Source organism: Brockia lithotrophica, assembly GCF_003633725.1.
GTDB lineage: Bacteria > Bacillota > Bacilli > Thermicanales > DSM-22653 > Brockia > Brockia lithotrophica.
Genome location: NZ_RBIJ01000008.1, coordinates 1 through 21,705, shown reverse-complemented (window position 1 = coordinate 21,705; position 21,705 = coordinate 1). Strand labels below are relative to the sequence as shown.

The window sequence follows — 21,705 nt, the reverse complement described above, 5'->3', positions numbered from 1 at the left end:
CCCCGGCGTGCTTGGCGAGGAGAATGCGTTGTTCCTGGTTGGGATCGAGCTCGTAGCGGTAGGCTCTATGGATCTTCACGTCGAAGCGCCTCCAACGCCTTTTTTGCCCGGCGTTTCGCAGAACGCTTGCCGTACAGGCGGGCGGCCAGGGAAGTGAGCACTTCGGTCATATCGCGCACGAGGTCGTCGTCCACTTCTTTTTCTTCGACCACCAGAATGCGGCGCCTTTGCGCCCGAAGAGCGGCTTCGAGGAATTCAAAGCCAAAACGCGTGAGCCGATCCCGATGTTCCACGACGATCGTCGTCACGTTCTGGTCGGAAAGGAGTTTCAAGAGTTCCTTCCGCCCGCCGTGTAGACCGGACCCGATTTCTTTCACCGTCTTTCCGACCGAAAAGCCTTGGGCGTTCGCAAACAAAAGAAGCCTCACCACCTGCCTTTCCAGATCGGCCTTCTGGTCGGAAGACGAAACCCGGGCGTAGAGGGCGACAATACCTCCCTTTGCAGGTTCGGGTTCGTGAACAAGGATTGTACTCGTGGGAGTGATTTCAAACGGCACGGGCGTTTTGCCTTCTTTGACCCAACGCCACGCCGTTTTGTAGGTGATGCCGCGTCTTTTGGCCCACTCGCTGAGTTTCGTGGGGATACTTTACCAAATAAAGGAATGAAGATCAATCGCATTTTTAGCTGTTGGCAACCCAGACGGGCCCCATCGGGCGTTGGCGGGGCTTACGTTTTCCGTGGAAGCCGGAGACTTCACCGCGGTGATGGGCCCCTCGGGGAGCGGAAAGACCACGCTCCTCAACCTCATCGCCGGCCTCGATCGCCCTACGTCGGGAGAAATTGTCGTGCAAGGACGTCACGTCGAAGACCTCGGCGAAGAGGAGCTTTCCTGCTACCGCCGGGAGATGCTCGGCTTCGTCTTTCAGGACTTTAACCTCCTTTCCAAACTCACCGTTTTGGAAAACGTCCTCCTTCCCCTCTCCTTGCGCGGTCGGGTCGGTCCCGAAGAAAGGCGGCAAGCCCTGGACGTCCTTCGGCGCGTAGGCCTCAAAGGCAAGGAAGACCGTTTCCCCTATCAGCTCTCCGGCGGTGAGCAGCAACGCGTATCCATCGCCCGAGCCCTCGTCCATCGCCCGGCCCTCGTCCTCGCCGACGAGCCGACGGGGAACCTCGACACGGGGACGGGACGCGCCATCCTCGAACTCTTCGCCGAACTCAACCGAGAGCTAGGGGCTACCATTCTCCTCGTGACGCACGACCCCTTTGCGGCGAGCTACGGGAGCCGCGTCCTCTTCCTCCGGGACGGCCGTCTCTATGCGGAACTCCGCCGCGGAGAGGACCGGGGCGTGTACACCCAGCGCATCCTCGACACGCTCTCCGCCATGGAGGGTGCCACGGTCGGCGGGCTCAAGAGCGAGTAGGCGGAAGTTCCGCACGACCGAGAAAGTGGGGACCTCGCACTACGCACGCGTTCGCTCCGGGGGGATTTCGCGTGAGCTGGCAGAGACTTTGGTTGCGGATGATGGGACGTGACCTCCGGCGCACGGCCGCCTTTGTTGTCCCTACCGCCTTGGCTGTGATGCTTTTCCTCCTCTTTCGCTCGCTCTTGGATTCCCTGGGAAGGGCGATAGGGATCGAGGCTTCCCCGTTTCGCCCCGAGGACATTCTCGACGCCGCCTTTTCTCTTGCTTCTTATTTGGTTGCCTTCTTTTCAGGGTTTTTCGCCGTCTACTTTCACCGGCTGTACGTACAGGGAGAGTCGCAGGCTTTGGGCCTTCTCGCGACGTTCGGCCTTTCTCCGCGGGGTCGGCGCAACCTCATCCGCCTCGAAAGCGCCGCGCTGGGGGCAGCGTCTTTCGCTCTGGGCGTCACCGCCGCCTACCTTTTGGGCCCCTTGTTCGCGCGCTTTACTGCGGTTTTCTTCGACTTAGGTCCGGATTTCGCGTTTCGGGTGACCGCGAGGGCTCTCGGGGAAACGGGCGGGTTTTTCGGCGCGCTGTTTCTCGTCGAAGCCCTCTATACCTCCTTCTGGGCGGCCCGCCGCTGGCCACGGGAGCTTTTTTCTGCCGCCCTGCAGGCGGAAGCCGTCCCCAAACCTTCCTGGAAGTCCGGGATTTTGGGATTTACCTTGCTTTTTGGCGGATATGGCCTTGCCGCCTACGTCCACCCGTGGGTGGCGGCATCCGCCTTGTACGCCTCGGACTCGGTGGACTCGGTGATGAAATGGTCCCTCATCTGGTTGCTCCTCGGGTTGGTCGTCGTCGCCCTCGTCCTTGGGGGCACCTACCTCGTCCTCCGAGACACCTTGCGCCTGTGGGTGGAAGGGCGTCGCAGGCGCATGACGGAGGGAAGGGGAGGAGCCTCGTCGGCGTCGCTTTTCCTCTTGGCGCGTCTGGGCGCCGACCTGCGCCGGTTTTCCGGAGTGATCACGGTGTTTGCCAGCATCTTTGCTGCTTTTTTTGTGACGGTGGCGAACACCTCGTTGTCAACAGAATTCGGTCGTATCCGTGCGATAGAGCTGTATCCTCTCCCCTTGCAGGCGAGATTCGTCTCGGATCAAGAACTCTCCCGTGCATGGTGGCGGTCGGGACCTGAATCAACTGCGGATGCGGAGGCTTTCCCCGAGGCGAAGCCCCCTTCCCCCAGGTCCGAGGACCTTCCCGATCTTTCGAAGGCGAGGGAAATTTTTGCAGAAGAAGTCGCTCGCGCCCTTTCTCGCCTAGCCGAGGAAGGAATAGTCGTCGACCAAAGGGTTCCCTATCAGGTGGCGCGTCTGGAGGTAATCTCGGGGGCTGCGGACTTCACGCCGACGGAAGGGGTTTCGCAGGATAAAAGGGAAGCCATCCTTCGCACCGTCCGAGACCACTTCCGCGCGGTGGAGGTTCTCCCCCAAAGCGCGTACGAAGCGCTCCGCGCTGCCCGAATTGCCCACATCTCTCCTGCGGCCGCAGAGGTAGAACCGCCCCCGCAGCTTCCGCCCCTTACGGGAAGGCAGGCGTTTTTTCTCGCGCACGGGATGGACGCGGCTACGTTTTCGCGTTTGCACCGGGATTCGGGAGGTACAGGTTTTCCGTTTGCGCCAGGAACGTATGAGTTGTCCCCGGGTTGGGAAGATCGTTCCTTGCTGCCGGATCCGGATTTGGACGCCGTACGCGCCCAGGCGAATCGAGGGACGCGCGAGGACGCCGTACCCTTCGAACTTGTCGGGGCGACGGGAATGCGCGGCCAGATCTTTAACCTGTTCTTCATAGCCGATCTGCCTTCCGATGCTACCCTCGTGGTCGCGGATGAACTCTGGGAACGCCTTCCCCTCGAAGCTCTTTTTGTCCGCGGGGAACTCTCCTTCGGGGAGGCGATGTGGATTCAGGAATCCTCCCTTCCTCGGCTGCACCGCCTCGCCGCAGGAGGAAAGCTTTCGGAACTCGGGGGATCTCGCGGTTTCGCTTCCCACGGGGGAGTTGGAGCGGACTCCTCCGTCCGCAACGTGTGGTTTTCCATTCAGTCGGACGTCGTGGAGAGCGTGTTTCTCCATCGCCGCGCCCTCCTGTACACGCTCACGTTTCTCGGCTTCCTCCTCTTTGCCTTCGGCGCTCTGGCGTTGTACCTGCGCCTGCGGGAGGGCGAGGCGAGGGATCTCGCGGAGGTACGTACCCTTCGCTCCTTGGGCTTCCGCGCCGGGGAAGTTCGACAGATTTGGCGCAGAGAAGCTCTGGCGTTGTACCTCCTGCCGCTCGCTCTCGCCTTGCTCCACCTCGCGTTTGCCGTCGTCGATGCCGGAGGGGTTTTGCCTCGGGCGAGTGGGTGGTTCAATTCTGCCCTAGTCGCCCTCGAAGGCGTGCGCCCTCCCTCCCTTTTGGAAAGCTTGCGTCTAATCCCTTCGAGAGTCGCGCATGACCTCTTCTGGTTGATCGTGGGGAATCTGTTCCTCTTCGCTGTCTACGCGTTCCTCACGGGAAGCGTGTACGGAGAAGAGCTCTGGCGCCGCGCCGTGCACGGCAGGAGGTAACCTCGCGCCTCGGAGATCGCCACTTCCTCGGTTACGGGTTTCGAGGCGGCATCCTAATGCCATGCAATAGAGGGAGGCGGGAGGCGCCGCCGCGCCGCGACAAAAGACGCCCCGCCTGCACTCGTTTGTGCGGGCGGGGCGTCGCGAGATGTTTGGGCTGTCTGTGACCCTACAACCCCAAGCTGTCTTGGGTTTCGCCAAAGTCGGCTTCCAGTTGCGCCACCCGGTCCCGAATCCACTGCGCAGCCCGACGGAGGCGTTCGATCGTCGTCTCCTTGCCGAGGAGTTCCATCACGTCGAAGAGCCCCGGCCCTACCGTGCGGCCGGTGAGGGCGAGGCGCGTAGGGTGGATGAGATCGCCGCTTTTGATCCCCAGCCGCTCGATGAGCGCGCGGTACGCGGGTTCGAGGTAGGGTGCCGACCAAATTTCCACCGGCTCGAGGGCTTCCGCCGCCCGTTCGAGACGCGCAGCGACTTCGCGGGCTTTGGCGAGGTTTCCTGCGGGTTGCCCAGCGTCCGTCGGCAGGGCGAAGTGTTTGGCGACTCCTTTCGGTTCGTACGTTTCCACCGGACGGTAGAAGTAGCTCAACCAGTCGACGACTTCCACGAGGGTGCTCACGCGCGAGCGGACGGCGTCGAGGCGGCGCTTGGCGAGTTCCACCTCCTCCGGAGTGGGGTGTTCCGGGAGGTAGCCGGCACTCCGGAGAAACGGCAGGGCGTGGTTGTAGACGGTGTCGAGGGGGAGGTTTCGGAGGTAGTGCGCGTTCACCCAACGGAGCTTTTCCATGTCGAAGACGGCCGGCGCCTTGTTGATGCGTTCCAGGGAGAATTCGGGAGCGATCTCGGCGGGGGTAAAGATCTCCCGCCCTTCTCCCGGGTAGTACCCGAGGAGGAGGCTGTAGTTCACGAGGGCTTCGGGGAGGAACCCAAGCGCCCGGAAGTCGTCGATGCTCGTGGCGCCGTGGCGCTTGGAGAGCTTGGTGCGGTCCGGAGCGAGGATCATGGGCACGTGGGCGAACTTGGGCAGGGGGGCGCCCAGGGCCCGAAAGAGGACGACGTGCCGCGGGGTATTCGAGAGGTGCTCCTCGCCGCGGATGATGTGGGTGATCCCCATGGCGATGTCGTCGACTACGCTAGCAAAGTGGTACGTGGGCATGCCGTCGCGCTTCACGAGGATGAAGTCGTCGATTTGGTCCGGGTCGAAGGTCACGTTTCCTCGAATGAGGTCGGGGACGACCACGGGTCCGTCCAGGTCGACCTTGAGCCGCCAGGCGGGCTTTCTCCCTTCCCGCTCATACGCTTCCCTCTGTTCGGGGGTGAGGTGGCGGCACCGGCCCGAGTAGCGCGGGGCCTTCCCTTGCGCGAGCTGCTCTCGGCGCTCCGCTTCCAGTTCCTCGTCCGTGCAGTAGCAAGGGTAGGCCAATCCCCGCTCTACGAGGGTGTCGAGAGCCTTGCGGTAGAGGTCGAGACGTTCGGACTGGCGATAGGGGGCATGGGGGCCGCCGACGTGGGGGCCTTCGTCGAAGTCGACGCCCAACCACCGGAAGGAAGCGAGGATGTTTTCCAGGTACTCCTCGCGGGAGCGGTCGCGGTCCGTATCGTCGATGCGGAGGATCACCTTCCCGCCGTGCCGGCGGGCGAAGAGCCAGTTGAAGAGCGCGGTCCGCACGCCGCCGATGTGCAGAGGACCGGTCGGTGAGGGCGCAAAGCGTACGCGAACTTCGGTGTCTGCGGCGTGCTCGGAAGGGGCGGACATGCGCAAAGCCTCCTTGCTCGTGGGGTTGGCGGCAAAAGCGCGCGGTAGCGGCCCGTCGGAGCGCGCCGCCGCGGCGAAGACGAATTCGCAAAAACGCCCGGCGGGCAGCTAGAAATGGCGCCGCCGGTCGGAAAATCGGCTTTCGAGCCAGGGGAGGGTGACCACGACCTCCTCGCCGGTACGCAGGTCGCGGGCGGGAGCGCCGGGTTCGCCGAGGTCGGAAAGGACGAGCCACGCCTCCGTAAAGTCTTCGCCTCGGGTGTACGTACTCGGCGTGACGAGCGTCGGAATGCCCGCCCCGACCGCGGCGAGAAGTCCGTTGCGGGAGTCTTCGACGGCGAGCGCGTCTTCCGGAGCTACCGCGAGAGCATCGAGGACGTAGCGATAGACGGCCGGGTCGGGTTTTTTGACGGGCACCTCTTGTGCCGTGGCGAGGAGCTCGAACGCTTCCTCAAGCCCGTAGTGGGCGAGGAGGGCTTCGACGTTTTCCCGGCTCGTGGTCGTGGCGACGGCGAGGCGAATTCCCACGGCGCGCGCCTCTTCGATCAACCGACGAACTCCGGGACGGAGGGGGAGCTCGCCCCTTTTTACGATCTCCGCGTAGATTTCGTTTTTGCGGCGGTGGAGGGCGGCGATCCTCTCGGGGTCTGCGAGGAGTTCGGCCGCGACGCGGTCGTCGGGTCGGTAGACTTCGAGAAAGTGGCGGATGCGTTCGCGCCCGCCGCTCACCCGTAGGAGTTCTCCGTACAGCGCCTCGTCCCATTCGTAGGGAAGTCCCGCCTCGCGAAAGGCGAGGGTAAAGGCCACGCGGTGGCCCAATCTCTCGGTTTCGGCGAGCGTTCCGTCTACGTCGAAGACGATGAGTTTCGGCCACACGAGCCTTCCCTCCCACGTACGCCCTCTATTGTAGCGGATTCCCGAAACGAGGGGAAACCGCCGAGGCATACGGGGGACGGCGGAGCCTTGGCGGCCTCGTCGCTTTGGACGCCGCGCAGGTCGAGAAACAAAGAAGCGGCGGCACTCCCGCCGTTTTGGGCGCCGTGCACGTCGAAAGGCGGTGGAATATCGGATTGGCCAACCGCAGGAGTTGTGGTAGAATCGCCGTCGGATCGTCGATTCCGGAGCACGGAGATTGCGGAGATGTCTCTTTGCCTGTGCGCGCGTTGGGTCCGCCGAAACCGGCTACAGGAGTAGGAGGGGATGAGGTTGGCGCTCTGGCAGGTGATCCTCTTTGCCGTCCTTCAGGGGATTACAGAGCTCTTTCCCGTATCGAGCGTGGCACACGCGGTCCTCTTGCCCGCAATCCTGCATTGGAACATCACGAAGGAAGGGCTCCTTCCCTTTACGGTCATGCTCCACCTCGGCACGGCCTTCGCCCTCTTTTTCTTCTTCTGGCCAGAGTGGCGCGATCTCATCCTCGCCGTGATTTCCCCTGGCCGTTGGCAGACGGCCGAAGGGAAGCGCATGCTCCGCCTCCTCTTGCGGCTCGTCGTAGCCACCGTCCCCGCGGCGGCGATCGGGTTTCTCTTCGAAAAGGCGCTCTCCCTACACTTTCCTTCGGGTACGAGTGCGGCGTTCTTTCTCATGGTGAACGGGCTCGTGCTCATCCTCTCGGACCGTCGGCGGGCACTCGCCGTGGAAAAGAGCCGGGGGATTTCCGGGCGCGAGATGCTCGACGAGGAAATCGTCCGCCTTTCCTACGGAAAGAGCACCCTCATCGGCCTCGCCCAGAGCCTCGCCCTCATCCCAGGGTTTTCCCGTTCGGGGATGACGATGGTGGCCGGGATCTTTGCCGGATTGAGCTATGAGGCAGCAGCCCGCTTTTCCTTCCTCCTCGCCACGCCGATCATCCTCGGTGCCGGGATCCTCGAAGTCCCCAAGCTCCTTCACGCGGACCTCAACCACCTCCTCGTTCCTGCGATTCTCGGGGGGATTTCTGCGGGGATCGCGGCAACGGTGAGCGTCTGGCTGCTTATGCGCTATTTCCACGCGCACGAGGTCAAGGCCTTCCGACCTTTTGGGATCTACTGCATCCTCGCCGGGCTCTTTGCCCTGATCTACCTCTCCTTCGGAGGTTGAGGGACGCTTCCGCCGCCGTCCGCTTCGCGAGACGAGCCGGGGGCGCGCCACGGGCGTTTACGGCGTATACCACCCCGCCTCGCGTCGGAGGATGGCGAGGTAGCGCATCTCGATCGCCCGCTTCGTCCAAAAGGCCAAGCGACCGTAGATCCGGTAGCGTCCGTACAGGCAACCTACGGCATCCTGAGGCCCAAGCGTCGCCACCGCTCCGCGGTTTTTCGCGCGAAGCGGCTGTACGCTCCCGCCGGTGAGGAGAGCGGCGGCGTTTTCCGCGGCTTGTGGACCCATTTGAATCGCCGTCTGCGCCGTGGGGGGAAGGGGACCCAGATCCTCGTCGACGAAGAAGGCGACGTCCCCCACGGCGAACACGTCTTCGAACCCGGGAACCCTGAGGTCGTTGCCGACGGGAATGCGACCGTTTTGTATGGGAAATCCCGCACGGCGGAGGACTTCCGGAGCGCGCACGCCCCCACACCAGGCGACCGTCCGTGCGGGGAGGAAGGTTCCGTCACCCAGGAGCACCCCCTCCTCGCGAACTTCGCGGAACGGGCTGCCGAAGAGGAAGCGTACGCCGCGTTCCGCCAAACGGCGGGCAGCGTAGCGGCCGAGCTCCTCGGGAAAGGGCGGGAGAGCCCGATCTGTCGCCTCGGCGACGAAGATCCGAAGCCCGCCTTCCGTATCCGGAAGGTCGAAGGCCTCGCGGAAGTCGGGGGCGCGGAACGCCAGTTCGCCCGCGAGCTCCACTCCCGTAAACCCCGCCCCTCCGATGACGACCGTGCGGAAGGCGTCGTCCTGCGTGTACGCGTAGCGTGCGAGGTTGTGCTCTAAGCGGTAGCGGAAAAGCCTTGCCGGAGCGAGGGCAGTGGCCGAAAGGGCGTGTTCCGCTACCCCGGGGATCCCGTATGTTTCTGCCTCTCCCCCTAAGGCGACGAGGAGGATCTTGTAGTGTAGTGCCCCCGCGGAAGTGTCCACGCGACGTTCCCGGAGGTCGAGTGCGTGGACTTCCGCCCGGACGAAGGAAACGGGCTTGTCCTTAAGGATTTTGGCGAAGGGGATCCGTACGGCGGTCGGTGAAGCGGTGCCCGCCGCCACCCGGTGGAGTTCGGTCACCAGCGTGTGGTACGGGTTGCGGTCCACAAGGCCAACGCGAAAGGGCTTTCCCGCAAGGCGCTTCCCCAAGCGCAGGGCAGCGAGGAGCCCTGCGTATCCTCCACCGAGGACGAGGACGTCGAATTCTTGCACCACGGCGGATTCCCCCCTGCTTCGACTTGCTAGGGTTTCAGGGTTTCGGCGAAAGTTTCCTTACGAGCTCACTTGCCGCACATGCCGCAATGCCGCAATGCCGTCTCCCTCCTTGCTCGACTCCTCGGTTTGACGTAAGGTCATTTCTCGTGTGCCGCGGTTTCCGGAACTTCCGCACGTAGGCTGCGGTCTTCCGAGTAAGTTATTGTGATCACATTCACATATCCGAATCCTATTGTAGCCATTCGTCCGGCGTAAAGAAAGGGGTGTCCCTTTCCGCACCCGCTCCGGGTTGCCGGTCCGAAACCTTTGGTCTCCCCCCGCATAGCTCTAGAGCGACTTTACTGCGGCAACGCCGTGGTAAAGGAGATGGGGGGGATCGTCGTGCCGCAGGAGTGGGTGTGGTGGGGAGTTCCCGCGGTTCCGCTCATCCTCGGCCTCGTGGAGCTCGCCAAGCGTCTCGGCTTTCCTTCGCGCTGGGCGGGAGTTCTCGCCGTGGCGTTGGGCGTTGTGGGGAGCCTGCTTTGGATGTATACACAGTCTTCGCCCCTCGCACAGGCCGTTGCCCAAGGGCTCGTCGTAGGACTTGCGGCCTCCGGACTTTGGAGCACGGGAAAGAGCGTTTGCCGGGCGCTGAACGGCAGCACCGGGACGGAAGAGGCGGGACCTCCACCAGACGCGAAAGTTCGCAAGCACGGGTAGTACGGTACGGGTCCACACCGCAAAAGGCCACCGGCATTTTGGGCCGGTGGCCTTTTTTCGGATTTTGCGCTTTCGGTCTACGCCTTCGACGGTCTTTGCAGCACCTGCACAAGCCGTTTCCCACTGCTTGGTCGAGCTGTTTAGTACCGCGCCGCCGCGCGTTCGAAGGCCGCGAGGTGGTTCGTCGAGGCGCTCTTGAGCTTGAGGAAGGCGTCCCGCACGTCGGCGGGAAGGGTCGGGTCGCTCAAGAAGCGGTCGTACATGGCGATGTTGTCGATCTCGGCTTGCACGCCGGTGAGGGCCGCATCTCGGAGGGACGGGGGCACGGACACGTAGGCGGAGATGCTCGCCCGATCCGGAACCGGGACGCCGTACTTTTCGAGGAGAGGCGTAAGAAGCGCGATGTGCTGTGCCTCGGCTTCGCGGATGTTGGCAAAGGGGTTCACGGTGCCGTATGTCTCGAGGATCTTGGTGTACTCGGCATGGGCGATGTACTCGTCCTGGATCGCGTAGGTGAGCATCTTGGCGAGGTCGAGGTCCGGATCGTTTAGGGCACCGATGTGGGCGACCATGGCCACGTCTCCTTCTTGGGAGGTCGCGGGGGCGCTGTCAACCGGCGCGGTGGGTGCTTCCGTCCCTTGCCCTGTGCCAGTCGTCGGTTGCTGACTCGGGTCCGTCGCGCGGGTTTGCGCGCGGTACTGGTGGGCGTTCGGGGAAGTCGCGGCACCTTGCGCCGCGTTTTCGACGGCGTAGGACGTTCCTTTGGGTTCGGCCTTGCCCGACTGCCCGCAGAGGGCGTAGGCCGTTCCGCCGAGGGCGCCGATTCCCAGGACGATTAGACCAGCAACGATCGCCTTTTTTGCCTCGAGCATGGATGTACCTCCTCGGGTAGTTTTCGAAGTTGGGGAGGGGGTTTCCCCCCGTCCGCCTTCATCGTACCCGAGGAAGCTTAGAGTTCCCTTAGAAAACACGGTAAACACGAAGGGAAAGGTTTTTTCCCAGCCCTACCTCCTTTGCACTCTCGGAGGGGTGTGGTCCCTCTGAACTTGCGCTGACGGGAAGCCCAACTCTTCCGTCTCCACGCGGACGGGGCGGGAAGCGCGGGCGTCCCGTCTTTGCGCTTTCGAAGGGAGGTGCGCGCGTGTCTCATCTTTGCGCTTCCGAAGGAGGAGCGCACGTCTCCCATTTCGCGCTTTCGAAGGAGGTGCGCGCCCCTTATTTCCTCGCTTCTTGGAGGAAGGCCTCCACGTGGCGCACGGCGTGCCGCGCCGCCCGGCGCCAGACGCCTTCGTCGGTGAGGTCGAGGCCCAAATGCTTTTGGGCGATCGTCTCTACGGGCAGCCGTCCGCTGTCTCGCAGGAGGTCGCGGTAGCGGTCGGCAAAGGACGCGGGCGCTTCCAGGTAGGTGTGGTGGAGGAGGTGGGCAAAGAGGTATCCAAACGTGTAGGGAAAGTTGTAGAAGGGGACGTCTGTGAGGTAGAAGTGCAGCTTGGAAAACCAAAAGAGGGGGTGGTAGGAGGACAAGCTTTCGCGGTACGCCCGCCGCTGGGCCGCCTCCATCAGGCGGTCGAGTTCTTCGCGGGGGACGAACCCCTCGCGCCGGCGCGCGTAAAACTCCACCTCGAACAGAAAGCGCGCGTGGAGGTTCATGAAGTAGGCGACGGCCCGGCGGAGGACGTCGTCGAGGAGGGAGAGGCGTTCCTCTGCTGCAGCCTCCTCGAGGAGGCGGTCCTGGACGACGATCTCGGCAAACGTCGAGGCCGTCTCCGCCAAGCTCATGGGGTACCCTTGCGCGAGCACGGGCAGGTGGCGTACGACCCATTGGTGGTAGGCGTGGCCGAGTTCGTGGGCGAGAGTGGCGAAGCTCCCCTTCGTTCCCCCGTAGGTGAGGAAGATGCGCGAGACGCCGGTGATCGGAAAGCTCGTGCAAAACCCTCCTGCCCGCTTTCCTGGGCGGTCTTCCGCCTCGATCCACCCTTCGCGGAAGGCGCGAAGGGCGAGCGCCCCCCACTCGGGATCGACGGCGGAAAAGTTTCGGACGATCGTCCGCCGCGCTTCCGCATAGGGGACCTTTTGCTCTTCGGCCGACGGCCGGCGCAACACGGGGGCGTCCACGTCATACCAGGCAAGCGCTTCGAGGCCGAGGAGATCCGCCTTCGCCTTGAGGTAGCGGACGAGGGTCGGCTTTTCTGCTTCCACGGCCGCCCACATCGCTTCGAGGGTCGGGCGCGTGAGGCGGTTCATCTCCAAGGGTTCGCGGAGGAAATCATCCCAACCGCGCAGGCGGTAGAGGGTGAGGCGGTAGCCGGCCAGGTGGTTGAGGATCTGCGCGCCGACGTGGGCAAGCGAGTCCCAGGCCCGTTCGTAGGCGGCGAAGACCCGTTCCCGCACCGCACGTTCGGGGTCCTCCAGGCGGTTTTGTGCTTGGGCGACGGAGAGGGTTTCCCGACACCCGTCGTGTTCGACTTCGATCCGGATCCGCCCCGCGACCTCCGCGTAGACGGCATGCCAGCCGTGGTAGCCGTCGGCACCGAGCGCGGCCACGAGCCGTTCCTGCTCCGGGGGGAGCTTTTGCGCGGCGCGCCGCCGCCGCTCCTCCAAGACGGGGGCGATCGCGCGGCGCGCCTCGCCGCCCGCGGGATCCTCGAGGAAGGCGCGGAAAGCCGCCTCGTCTGCGGCGAGGAGGATTCGGTCTACGTCGGCCAGGGCGGCTTCGAACTTCGCGGCAATCTCCCGGACCCAGAGGGACAAGGCCGTCGCCTCGGCGTCGTGGACGTCTTGGGCGGTGAGGCATTCCGCAAACGCCGCCGCCTCGCGCAGGCGGGCAGCGAGGTCCTCCCAGCTTTCCACGAGCTCGGCGAGGGAAGGCTCGTCGCGGGACAGGCGCTCCGCAAAGGCGCGTACGTCCCGCTCGAGGTCGCGGAGGAAGTCCCGGTAGACTTCCGATCGGCTTCCTCCCGGGAAGATGGCGTCGAGATCCCAACGCATGGGCGATTCGTCGGGTTTGGGGTCGAGGATGTCGGACATCGGCGTTCCCTCCCGGGGGCACAAATTCTTCGGTTATCGAAATACCCGTACCTAGTTTCTCCCCGCCAGCGGCGAATTCCTGCCGTGCGGGCGGACGCCCCCGCTTCGCGTTCGTGTTCACTGGATACAGAGGGGTTAAGCATCCTCCAAACGGTGGTATCCGCCCCGCGTTCCGTTACGCTCTAAGGGTGCGGTTTTGCGGAACGGTTTTGCGTTTTTCGCACGAAAGGAAACGGCCGGATATGGTACAATGTTCTCGTACGCCGAGAGGTTCAGAATTTTGGTCGCGCGGAGGAGTCCGGACGTTGCCGCCGCTTTTTGCGCTCGGGCCGGAGATTGGGCGGCGGCTTTTCGGCTATCGGCAGGAGGTTCGGCGTGCGATAGGCGCGTCGGAAGTTCTCGCAGGGAGGGAAGTCGCATGGCGACGCGGGTCACGGTACTCGTGGAAAACACCGCGGGCGCGATGTTTCGCGTGCGCGCCGAGCATGGGCTTGCGTTTTTCGTGGAGCACGACGGGCATGCCTTTCTCTTCGATACCGGGCAACGGGGTACGGTGGTGGAAAACGCCCGCAGCTTGGGGGTGGACCTCACCCGTGCCGAGGCCGTTCTTTTGAGCCACGGCCACTACGACCACACGGGCGGACTTCGGGCCGTCCTCGAAGAGCTCGGACGCGGAATTCCCGTGTACGGGCATCCGGACGTCTTTTCTTCCCACTACGTGCGCGATTCCCGCCGAGAACTGCCGCTTCGCTACATCGGGATCCCCTTTCGCAAGGAAGAGCTCGCCTCCTTGGGGGCGGAATTCCGCCTCGGCCGCGAGGCCGTGGAGGTCTTTCCTGGCGTGTGGTGGAGCGGGGAAGTGCCGCGGCACACGGAGTTCGAAGAGGGGGACCCGCGGATGGTCGTCGTCGAGGAGGGCGGAGAGCGGGAGGATCCCATCCTCGACGATGCGAGCGTCTACCTCGTCACGCCGGAAGGGCTTGTCATCCTCCTCGGTTGTGCCCACGCCGGCGTGATCAACATCGTCGAACACGCGCGAAGCGTCACGGGCGTATCCCGCGTTCGGGCGATCCTCGGAGGTACGCACCTCGGCTCGGTCCCCGAGCGCCAGGTTCGGGCGACGCTGGAGGCGTTGGAAGGCCTCGACTTCGACCTGCTCGCGGCCAACCACTGCACCGGGCTCGAGATCGAGGCAGAGCTCCGCCGCCGTTTCGGCTCGCGCTTCGCCTTTGCGCCGGCGGGCGCCGTCTTTACCTTCTGACGGGCGGATACGACTTCGTCTGCGCTCCAAAAGACGAGCGCCTACGGTCTTGCGATCTTCGCGGATGGGGCCGATCTGCTCGCGTTCTCGCGTTTTCGCGGACGGATGCTCACGGTCTTCCGCACGTCGCAGGTGGGACCGGTCCGAGCGGACCGCACGAGGTACACTTCGGCGAAAGGGGGATCCGACGTGTCGAAACGCGTTCTCCTCATGACGGGAGACGGCGGCGAAGCGCTCGAGGTGTTCTACCCGTACTACCGCGTTCAGGAGGCCGGACATACCGTCGTCCTCGCCGCCCCCCGCAAGAAAACCGTCCACACGGTCATCCACGACCGCGAGCCCGACTGGGACATCTCTACGGAGAAGCCGGGGTACCGGATCGAAGCGGACGCCGCCTATGCAGACGTTCACCCTGAAGAGTTCGACGCGCTGCTTCTCTCCGGCGGGCGTGCGCCGGAGTATGCGCGCCTGGACGAGCACGCGCCGCGCATCGTCCGCGCCTTTTGGGATTCCGGTAAGCCCATTGGGGCGATCTGCCACGGCGGCCTCTTCTTCGTCGCCGCGGGAATCGACCTCACGGGCCGCAGCCTTACGGCGACGCGGGGCATTCGGCCGGAGTTGAAGCGCCTCGGTGCGAAGTACCTCACGGAACGCGTCGTGGTCGACCGCAACCTCGTCACCGCCCAGTCGTGGCGCGACCTTCCCGGGTTTATGCGCGAGTTCATGCGCCTTCTCTGAACATCCCTCCGACAAGCGCACGTAGGGAATGGAGATCGAGAGCGGGTTGTGGTAGTCTGGACGTGGAGCAATGCTCTCGCACCCGTTCCGGCGCCCCGTGCAGGCGGGGAGAGTTTCCCCAAAGGGAGGGGAAGAACATGGCGGAACGCGATCTCGGGGCGGAGATGGACGAGCTCCGTGGACAGCTGGAGCTCCTTCGGCAGGACGTCCAGGCGCTCACCGGTACGCTCAAGGGTCTGGGTCAGGCGCAGGCGGAGCGTGCGGACGAAGAGATTCGCAGCTTCTTGCGCTCCTTGGGAGAGCGGTTCAGCGAGGAGTTTCGCCGGCGGCGCGAAAGCCTTGCCTCGTGGTGGCAGGAACGGGGGAAGACCTTGACGGGCGAAGGTGGCGAAGGCGAGGGCGAAGGCCGGGCGGTTCGCACGTACCTGTATGCCTTGGGAGGATTTCTCGCCGTCTTCCTTCTCGGGTGCATCTTCGGGAAGATGTGGAAGCGCGGGAACTAGACATGAGAGAGACGAGGGAGCGGCATGAACATCCTTCGGGCGCTCTTTACGCTCTTTCTTGCGTCCGCCTCGGACGTTGGACGGCGGGAGCTCGTCCGCCTCGCGGAGTCCGTCGTCTTTCTCGGGCTCGCCCTCTTTACGGGGCTCGTCGGCGTGGTGTTTCTCCTTTTGGCGGCTTACCTGCTCTTGGAGACGTACCTTCCGGCCTACCTTGCTGCTTTTCTCGCCGCGTTGGTCGCCGGGAACATCGCCTTGTTCTTCTTCGTACTCGCGAGGCGGAAGTGAGATCTTCGGAGGGCCGTACGCGTGGACGTTTCCGCGTACGGCCGAATTTTTTATCCCACGGGGAGGCGGTTCCGTGTCCGGAAAGACGCGCGTAGTCCTCGTAGGCGGCGGTTTTGCGGGCCACGCCGTATTCTACGGCCTTAGACCATACGTAGACCGTCTCGACCTCGTCCTCGTGGAGGCCCGAGACACGAGCGTGATGCGGCCCGAACTTCCGGAAGTCGCCTTTGCCGGTCACCCGGTGGAACGCGTGCGCATCCCCCTGCGCCCTTTGGTGGAGCACCACGGAGGGACGTTCGTCCGTGGTCAAGTGGCCCAGGTTGAGCCCGCGAAGAACCGCCTCGTTTTGCAGGACGGCACGGAACTCCCCTACGACTACCTCGTCCTTGCTCCGGGGGCGATCAAAGACTACGACGCCATTCCGGGATTTCGCGCGCACGGGTATTCCCTCTGCGACGATGCGGAGGCGCCGCGGCTGTACGAGGCGATCCGCAGGTTTCCGGGCGGCCGCGTGGTGATCGGCGCAGCGCCAACTCGCTTTCCGCGCTACGCGGACGTTCCCGTGTTGGACGTTCCCTGCGAAGGTCCGATCGGCGAGGCGATGTTCATGGTCGACGCCGAACTCCGCCGACGGGGTATCCGGGAGCGCAGCGAGATCGACGTGTTTACGCCGGGCGATCCGTTCTTTGCCGACGTGGGTCCCCGCGTCCACGAGAAGTTTGCGCCCTTGGTCGAAGAGCGAGGGATTCGCGTCCGGTTGAACAAGGTCCTCCAAACCCTTGAGGCGAGGAAGGTGCGCTTCGCCGACGGCGAAGAACTTCCCGCGGACTTGGCCATCGTGATTCCTCCGTACAAGGGACATGCGTTTCTCCGGGAAGCGGGTTTGGGCGACGATCTCGGGTTCGTGTACACGGACCTCGAGATGCGCCATCCCGTCTACCGGAACGTATACGCCGTGGGCGACGTGAACGTCCGCGCGATCCCCAAGCTCGGCCACCTCGCCGTGATGCAGGGCAAAATCGCCGCCGCCTCCCTCATCCGCGAGATCTTCCGCACGGGCGAAGTTCCTCCGTATCGGCCGGAAGTGTTTTGCATCATGAACCGCGGCGGGCACGAGGCGAGCGTGATCCTCTCGGACGTCCTCTACGGCGGAACGCGGGACGTCCTCTACAACGGCCCCTTTGCCAAAACGCTCAAGTGGAGCTTTGACAGCTTTTACTACTTCACGCGCGGACACATGCCGCCGGAGTTTTTGGAACGAGAGCTCGACCGCATCCTCGAGACCTTCTTTTCCTAAACTCCGTAGGCGGCACAGTCGGTTCGGCCGACGGAAAGAGGCGGTTGCGCGTCCTACGCGACCGCCTCTTTTTCGTCTTCTGGTTCTTGTGCACCGATGCCCGCGGGAGTACACTATTGGCGGTTCATGTGATCGCTTTCACCTTTTTCTCGGTTCGATAGGGGTATCGAAAGTTGCGGACGTCGCTTCGCGATCTTCCGGAAGACGCGGCTAAAGCCGGGCGACGTTCGGAAAGGCGGGTGTGTACGTGGTCGGTCGCGCGCTTCGTGTGAAGGGATTGCGCGTCGTGTTCGTGTTCTTTTTGCTTCTCGCCGTCCTTGGAGGAGGCGGGGGGTGCGGTGCGCGCACGGCTTCGCCGGCTCCTTCCCCGGGGAATTCTCCGTCGGCACCGTCGGGGTCAGCCGCTCCTTCCGCTCCCAGTACGCCTCGTCCTTCGGATCAGGGCGGCGGGGAAGCCCCCCAACCGGTAGAAGGGGCACGCGCACCCCAGGTTACGGTGGCCACGCCGGACGGAGAGTCGTTTTCCCTCCAAGACGTCTTGGGGAAAAAACCCGTGTTCCTCCACTTTTTCTACTCTCGCTGTCCGTACTGCCGCGAAGAGATGGGGGAGATCGTCTCTGCCTACCGCACGTACCGCGATCAAATCGCCTTCGTCCTTGTAGACGCGCCCGACCACGATTCGCCTGACCGGCTTCGGGAGTTTCTCGCCTCCGTCGGGTACGACGGGCCGTACTACCTGGACCTGAGCCGGGGAGCGCGACAGGTGTACCGCGTAGGGCTCTTTCCGACGAGCGTCTTTATCGCCGCAGACGGGACGATCGTCCGGCGGGCGGACGGGGCGATGTTTTCCCAAGAGATGGCCAAGGCCTTTCAGGCGATCGCCCAGACGGCCTCCGCCTCGGGCCGGTAGAGGGCCTTCCGGTCCTCTTTCCTTACTTCGAGTTCTCCTTCGATCTAGCGCAGCTCGGGTTTCCAAGATTTCGCCGGAAAGCTTGGGGGGACCGGACGATGAACATTTCACTGGGAATCGCTTTCGTGTCGGGTTTGGTAGCGTTTTTTTCCCCGTGCGTCTTTCCCTTGTATCCTTCCTTCCTCGCCTATGTGACCGGCGTCTCCGCGCGCGAGGTGCACAGCGCAAAGGAGGCGCGCCTGCGCGCCCGCGTCGTCCTCCACTCCCTCCTTTTTGCCTTGGGCCTCTCTACGATCTACTTCCTTTTGGGGTTTGGGGCGTCTTTTCTCGGACAACTGTTTTTCACCTATCAGGACCTCATCGCGCGCATCGGCGGCGCGTTCATCCTCCTCATGGGCCTCGTCGTCATGGGGGTCGTCCACATCGAGTTTCTCGAGCGCACGTTTCAGTTCCGCCTGGGCAAGGGGAGCGGTTCGACCTTGGGCGCGTACATCCGAAGCTACCTCGTGGGGCTCCTCTTCGGAGCGGGGTGGACGCCGTGCGTAAGCCCGATTCTCGGGGGGATCTTTGCCCTCGCGGCTACGCAGCCGGCGCAGGCGACCGCCCTCATGCTCGCCTTTAGCCTCGGCTTTGCCGGGCCGTTCGTCCTCTTCGGCTTTTTCCTCTCCTTTGTCACGAAGCTTTCCGCATACACCCCTCTCATCGCGCGGATCGGCGGTGCCCTCCTCGTCCTCACGGGGCTCCTCCTCATGACTGGTCAGTTTGCCCGCCTCGCGCTTTGCCTCGGATGAGCGGATACAGGCTACGGGTGCGAGGCGGCGCGTGCAGGAGTGCGAGATGCGCCGAGAAAAGCCTTCTTCCCCAGACGTTTCGGGCGGGATGCCTCCCTCGTGGACGGCACTCGCACCGGGCGTGCACGTCCATCCGGATCACGCGACCCTCCTCTCCCTCCTCGATCGGGCTCCCTTTCGCCGGGCGCACCTGATCGCTTGGATCCTCGCTTCCGGCGGCACGTTTTTGGACGGATTTTCCGTATTCATGCTGGGGATGGCGATTCCCCTCGTTCGTCAAGACCTGGCGCTTACGGCGACGGATGTCGGCCTCCTCGGGTCGGCGCTTCTTGCGGGGGCAATCGTAGGAGCGTCGGTTGGGGGACGGCTGGCCGACCACGTCGGGCGGAAACCGGTCCTCATAGGTACGATGTTCGTTGCCGGGTTTGCCGCCGCGGCTGCGGCCGCAGCCCGAGACGCCGCAGGGCTCGTCGCCGCCTTGGTGGTTCTCGGGGCGGGAATCGGGATGGACTTTCCCGCGAGCAGCAGCTACATCGCCGAATGCATGCCCCGTCGGGACCGCGGGCGGGTGATGGTAGCGACGATCGCCGCGCAGGCCGTGGGGATGGTCGTCGCCTCTCGCGTCGCGAGTACGGTTTTTTCGCACACGGCAGACCTCGGTGCGTGGCGGATTTTGTTTTTCGCGGCGGCGGCAGTCGGGGGCGCATTCGGCCTTGCCCGTACGCTTCTCGGAGAAAGCCCCCGCTGGCTCATGGGTGTGGGCCGCAACCGAGAGGCCGTACGGGCGATCGCCCGGTTTGTGCGGGACGGATCGGAGGGCAAGGAGGCCCTAGAGGCGCTCGCCGCACGTCTCGCCGATACCCCCGTCCGCGCGTCCCGTCTGCCTTCCGGGAATCGCCCCCCGGGATTTCTCGCCCTCTTTCACCGAGCATACCTTCGCCGTACGGTTCTCAGCACGCTTCCTTGGTTTTTTATGGACGTGGCTACGTACGGCGTGGGTCTTTTCACGGCCGTCCTCCTCTCTTCTCTCCACCTGGGGCAGGGAACGAGAAGCCTTTCCGCGCGCCTCGAGGTTCTCGCCCGGGGGAGCGGCGACCTCGACGTGTTTCTCCTTTTGGGGTTTCTCGTGGGGATGTGGGCGGTACCCAGGTTCGGGAGGATACGCATGCAGCTTGCGGGCTTTCTGGGGATGGCTTTCGGAGCGGGACTCCTTTTGTGGGCGACGGCGTTTCCGCCGGAAAGTCCGGTTCACTTCGCCCTCGTGGTTGCCGGGTTCGTCGTCTTCAACCTCGCGATGAACGCTGGCCCCAACAGCACGACGTACATCCTTCCTGCCGAACTCTTTCCCACACGCCTGCGGGCTACGGGTTCCGGTTTTGCCGCGGCAGCGGCAAAGGGCGGGGCGACGCTCGGGGTGTTTCTCATTCCCCTCGTGCAGAACGCCTTTGGGCTTCGTGCTGTACTCGGTCTCCTTTTGGCCGCAAGCCTTTTGGGTTTTGGGTCTACGTGGGCGTTTCGCGTGGACGATCGCGTGCGAACGTTGGAGGAGCATCAGGCTGCGGACTTGCCTTAAAAGGCGTTTTTTCCGTTTGTCGCGCCCCAGATGGGCTTTCTAGTCCCCATGCTTCTGTAGACCGAGGCGGGCAGCCACATCCGCATAATCGGGGTCTTCCGCATAGAGCTTTTCCAGTTCTTTGCGGGACTGCCGGGGATTCCCCAGGTCTTCGTAGAGAAGGGCTCTTTCATATTGGAGAGCTTTCATCAGTTCAGAAGGTCGATCTTTTTTTCGCCGGAGAGCCAGGGTCAGGGTTTTCTTTGCCGCTTCTAAAAGCCCCAGACCTTTGAGGGCCCGTGCCCGGTAGAGGAGAAGAAGGGTGTGAGCTGGCGTCGCATTCGGGAGAGAAGCCGTGAGTTGGAGCACCCTGCGGTACGTCTCCTCCCCGGGTGCTCCGTGCATGAGCGCATGAACGAGGCACAGCCGTGCAACTTAGCCAACGTCTTTTCTTCATGACCGAGGATCAGCTCACGCATGCCGTTCCGCAACACATGGACAAATGTCCCGGTTGCTTCCTGCTTCCGCGAGGAGGTGCTCGTAGACCACGGCTGACCGTGTTCCGCCGCATAGCTCCTCTCCACAGGCGTCACTTCCCGCGGAACTCGCGGTAGGGCAGTCTATAAGCCGACTGCCAGGGCAAATTTGAGCAGGTTCTTCGCCGCGTTTTCGTCTCGGTCGTGGCGTGTGCCGCACACCGGACACGTCCACGCTCGGACAGAAAGCGGAAGCTCAGAAAGTACGTACCCGCAGACAGAACACGTCTTCGACGTCGGTGCAAAGCGGTTTACCTTCACCATCCGCACTCCCCGAAGCTTGGCTTTCGCCTCGAGGAGCGCCCGGAAGGTGCTCCAGCCGACGTCGGCGATGTAGCGGGCAAGGCGGTCGTTTTTGAGCATGCCGGCGACGTTTAGATCTTCGATCGCGATCACCGGATGCGTCCGGACGAGTTCGGCCGTAAGCTTGTGGAGGAAGTCCAACCGGATGTTTCGAATGCGGCGGTGGAGTCTGGCAAGTTCAAGGCGCGCCTTTTCGTAGTTCTTCGTGCGCTTTACAAGTTTTCCGTTTCGGTCTCGTTTGCCGCGCCGCGAGAGTTTCCGTTGCTCGCGCTTTAGCTTCTTAAGCATCTTCTGAAGCGGCTTCGGCGCGCCGATTTTCCAAGTGTCTCCCGCCTCATCGGCCAGCGTGAGAAAACTCTCAAGCCCCATATCGACTCCTGCCGCCGGCCCTTTTGGTGGAGTGGGGTCGGGTACTTCCTCTTCTACCGTGAGGCTCACGAACCACCGGTCGGCTTCACGGCTTACGGTGGCGTGAAGAATGCGGCTTTGGGAAGATAGGTGCGCTTTTGGCCGTCCTTCTTCTCGCGAACGGGCTTCTCTTTTAAACGCACAGTTCCAATCCGAGGAAGCACGATGTGTCGCATCTTCCCGGGATACCGCTTGTCTTCTCCGTCCAGAAGAAGCCGAATCGTTCCGGAACTGTTGTCTAGCCGAAAGCTATCTTTCCGATCGTGCTTTCGACGAAACTTCGGATAGCCGACCTTCCTTCCGGCCTT

At 63.6% G+C, this 21,705-nt stretch carries 20 protein-coding genes and 1 pseudogene; 12 read left to right on the top strand and 9 right to left on the bottom strand.

Annotated elements, in window-relative coordinates; translation table 11 throughout:
* Nucleotides 1–79: helix-turn-helix domain-containing protein (locus tag C7438_RS09670; RefSeq protein ID WP_147402040.1), on the bottom strand; the 79-nt coding region annotated here is incomplete at its 3' end.
* Nucleotides 66–644: an IS607 family transposase gene (locus tag C7438_RS08835; RefSeq protein WP_121444998.1), complete on the bottom strand. Its 579-nt coding sequence runs from the start codon at nucleotides 642–644 to the stop codon at nucleotides 66–68. The genes C7438_RS08835 and C7438_RS09670, both read right to left, overlap by 14 nt.
* A 73-nt stretch (nucleotides 645–717) precedes the next feature.
* On the opposite strand from C7438_RS08835, the gene C7438_RS08830 reads away from it, so the two are divergent.
* The gene (locus C7438_RS08830) at nucleotides 718–1,422 is read left to right on the top strand and encodes an ABC transporter ATP-binding protein (protein WP_289626245.1); all 705 of its coding nucleotides are present in this window, start codon (nucleotides 718–720) and stop codon (nucleotides 1,420–1,422) included.
* A 71-nt stretch (nucleotides 1,423–1,493) separates the two neighbouring features.
* Nucleotides 1,494–4,007, top strand: a complete 2,514-nt coding sequence (locus C7438_RS08825) for a hypothetical protein (RefSeq protein ID WP_147402039.1) — start codon at nucleotides 1,494–1,496, stop codon at nucleotides 4,005–4,007.
* 169 nt (nucleotides 4,008–4,176) lie between these two features.
* Here the strand turns inward: C7438_RS08825 and gltX are convergent, their stop codons facing one another.
* Together gltX and C7438_RS08815 are read right to left on the bottom strand one after the other, a co-directional pair.
* A complete protein-coding gene (gene gltX / locus C7438_RS08820; protein ID WP_121444996.1) occupies nucleotides 4,177–5,763 on the bottom strand; it encodes a glutamate--tRNA ligase in 1,587 nt (528 codons plus the stop codon).
* 108 nt (nucleotides 5,764–5,871) lie between these two features.
* Nucleotides 5,872–6,639 (bottom strand): HAD-IA family hydrolase, encoded by a 768-nt coding sequence (locus C7438_RS08815; RefSeq protein ID WP_211322173.1) that lies wholly within the window; start codon nucleotides 6,637–6,639, stop codon nucleotides 5,872–5,874.
* A gap of 330 nt (nucleotides 6,640–6,969) precedes the next feature.
* Between C7438_RS08815 and C7438_RS08810 the strand changes: the two genes are divergently transcribed.
* Nucleotides 6,970–7,842, top strand: coding sequence for an undecaprenyl-diphosphate phosphatase (locus tag C7438_RS08810; RefSeq protein WP_211322172.1), 873 nt, complete (start codon nucleotides 6,970–6,972; stop codon nucleotides 7,840–7,842).
* 57 nt (nucleotides 7,843–7,899) lie between these two features.
* On the opposite strand, the gene C7438_RS08805 is transcribed toward C7438_RS08810, so the two are convergent.
* A complete protein-coding gene (locus C7438_RS08805; protein WP_121444993.1) occupies nucleotides 7,900–9,087 on the bottom strand; it encodes an NAD(P)/FAD-dependent oxidoreductase in 1,188 nt (395 codons plus the stop codon).
* A 381-nt stretch (nucleotides 9,088–9,468) separates the two neighbouring features.
* Between C7438_RS08805 and C7438_RS08800 the strand changes: the two genes are divergently transcribed.
* Nucleotides 9,469–9,786, top strand: coding sequence for a hypothetical protein (locus C7438_RS08800; protein WP_147402038.1), 318 nt, complete (start codon nucleotides 9,469–9,471; stop codon nucleotides 9,784–9,786).
* 140 nt (nucleotides 9,787–9,926) lie between these two features.
* On the opposite strand, the gene C7438_RS09310 is transcribed toward C7438_RS08800, so the two are convergent.
* Entirely contained in the window at nucleotides 9,927–10,658 is a 732-nt protein-coding gene (locus tag C7438_RS09310) for a ferritin-like domain-containing protein (RefSeq protein ID WP_211322171.1), read from the bottom strand.
* A 343-nt stretch (nucleotides 10,659–11,001) separates the two neighbouring features.
* Nucleotides 11,002–12,813, bottom strand: a complete 1,812-nt coding sequence (locus tag C7438_RS08790; protein WP_121444991.1) for a M3 family oligoendopeptidase — start codon at nucleotides 12,811–12,813, stop codon at nucleotides 11,002–11,004.
* A gap of 418 nt (nucleotides 12,814–13,231) precedes the next feature.
* Here C7438_RS08790 and C7438_RS08785 point away from each other — a divergent pair, with 418 nt between their 5' ends.
* The 8 genes from C7438_RS08785 (at nucleotide 13,232) to C7438_RS08755 (ending at nucleotide 20,171) form a co-directional block, all read left to right on the top strand.
* The gene (locus tag C7438_RS08785; protein ID WP_121444990.1) at nucleotides 13,232–14,074 is read left to right on the top strand and encodes an MBL fold metallo-hydrolase; all 843 of its coding nucleotides are present in this window, start codon (nucleotides 13,232–13,234) and stop codon (nucleotides 14,072–14,074) included.
* A 189-nt stretch (nucleotides 14,075–14,263) separates the two neighbouring features.
* Nucleotides 14,264–14,812, top strand: a complete 549-nt coding sequence (locus tag C7438_RS08780) for a DJ-1/PfpI family protein (RefSeq protein ID WP_170143684.1) — start codon at nucleotides 14,264–14,266, stop codon at nucleotides 14,810–14,812.
* A 137-nt stretch (nucleotides 14,813–14,949) separates the two neighbouring features.
* Nucleotides 14,950–15,315 carry a hypothetical protein gene (locus C7438_RS08775; protein WP_121444988.1) on the top strand — a complete coding sequence of 122 codons (366 nt, stop codon included), beginning with the start codon at nucleotides 14,950–14,952 and terminating at the stop codon, nucleotides 15,313–15,315.
* Between the two features lie 24 nt (nucleotides 15,316–15,339).
* Complete coding sequence (locus tag C7438_RS09195) at nucleotides 15,340–15,600, top strand: hypothetical protein (protein WP_170143683.1); 261 nt, start codon at nucleotides 15,340–15,342, stop codon at nucleotides 15,598–15,600.
* 73 nt (nucleotides 15,601–15,673) lie between these two features.
* Nucleotides 15,674–16,897 (top strand): NAD(P)/FAD-dependent oxidoreductase, encoded by a 1,224-nt coding sequence (locus C7438_RS08770; RefSeq protein WP_170143682.1) that lies wholly within the window; start codon nucleotides 15,674–15,676, stop codon nucleotides 16,895–16,897.
* A gap of 247 nt (nucleotides 16,898–17,144) precedes the next feature.
* A complete protein-coding gene (locus tag C7438_RS08765) occupies nucleotides 17,145–17,807 on the top strand; it encodes a TlpA family protein disulfide reductase (RefSeq protein WP_170143681.1) in 663 nt (220 codons plus the stop codon).
* A 98-nt stretch (nucleotides 17,808–17,905) separates the two neighbouring features.
* Nucleotides 17,906–18,598 carry a cytochrome c biogenesis CcdA family protein gene (locus C7438_RS08760; protein WP_121444985.1) on the top strand — a complete coding sequence of 231 codons (693 nt, stop codon included), beginning with the start codon at nucleotides 17,906–17,908 and terminating at the stop codon, nucleotides 18,596–18,598.
* Nucleotides 18,599–18,686: 88 nt separating this feature from the next.
* Entirely contained in the window at nucleotides 18,687–20,171 is a 1,485-nt protein-coding gene (locus C7438_RS08755) for an MFS transporter (protein WP_121444999.1), read from the top strand.
* 39 nt (nucleotides 20,172–20,210) lie between these two features.
* On the opposite strand, the gene C7438_RS08750 is transcribed toward C7438_RS08755, so the two are convergent.
* Nucleotides 20,211–20,519 (bottom strand): hypothetical protein, encoded by a 309-nt coding sequence (locus C7438_RS08750; protein ID WP_121444984.1) that lies wholly within the window; start codon nucleotides 20,517–20,519, stop codon nucleotides 20,211–20,213.
* Nucleotides 20,520–20,770: 251 nt separating this feature from the next.
* Nucleotides 20,771–21,484 (bottom strand): annotated as a pseudogene (locus C7438_RS08745) (RNA-guided endonuclease TnpB family protein); the annotation flags it as partial.
* Between the last annotated feature and the right edge of the window lie 221 nt (nucleotides 21,485–21,705).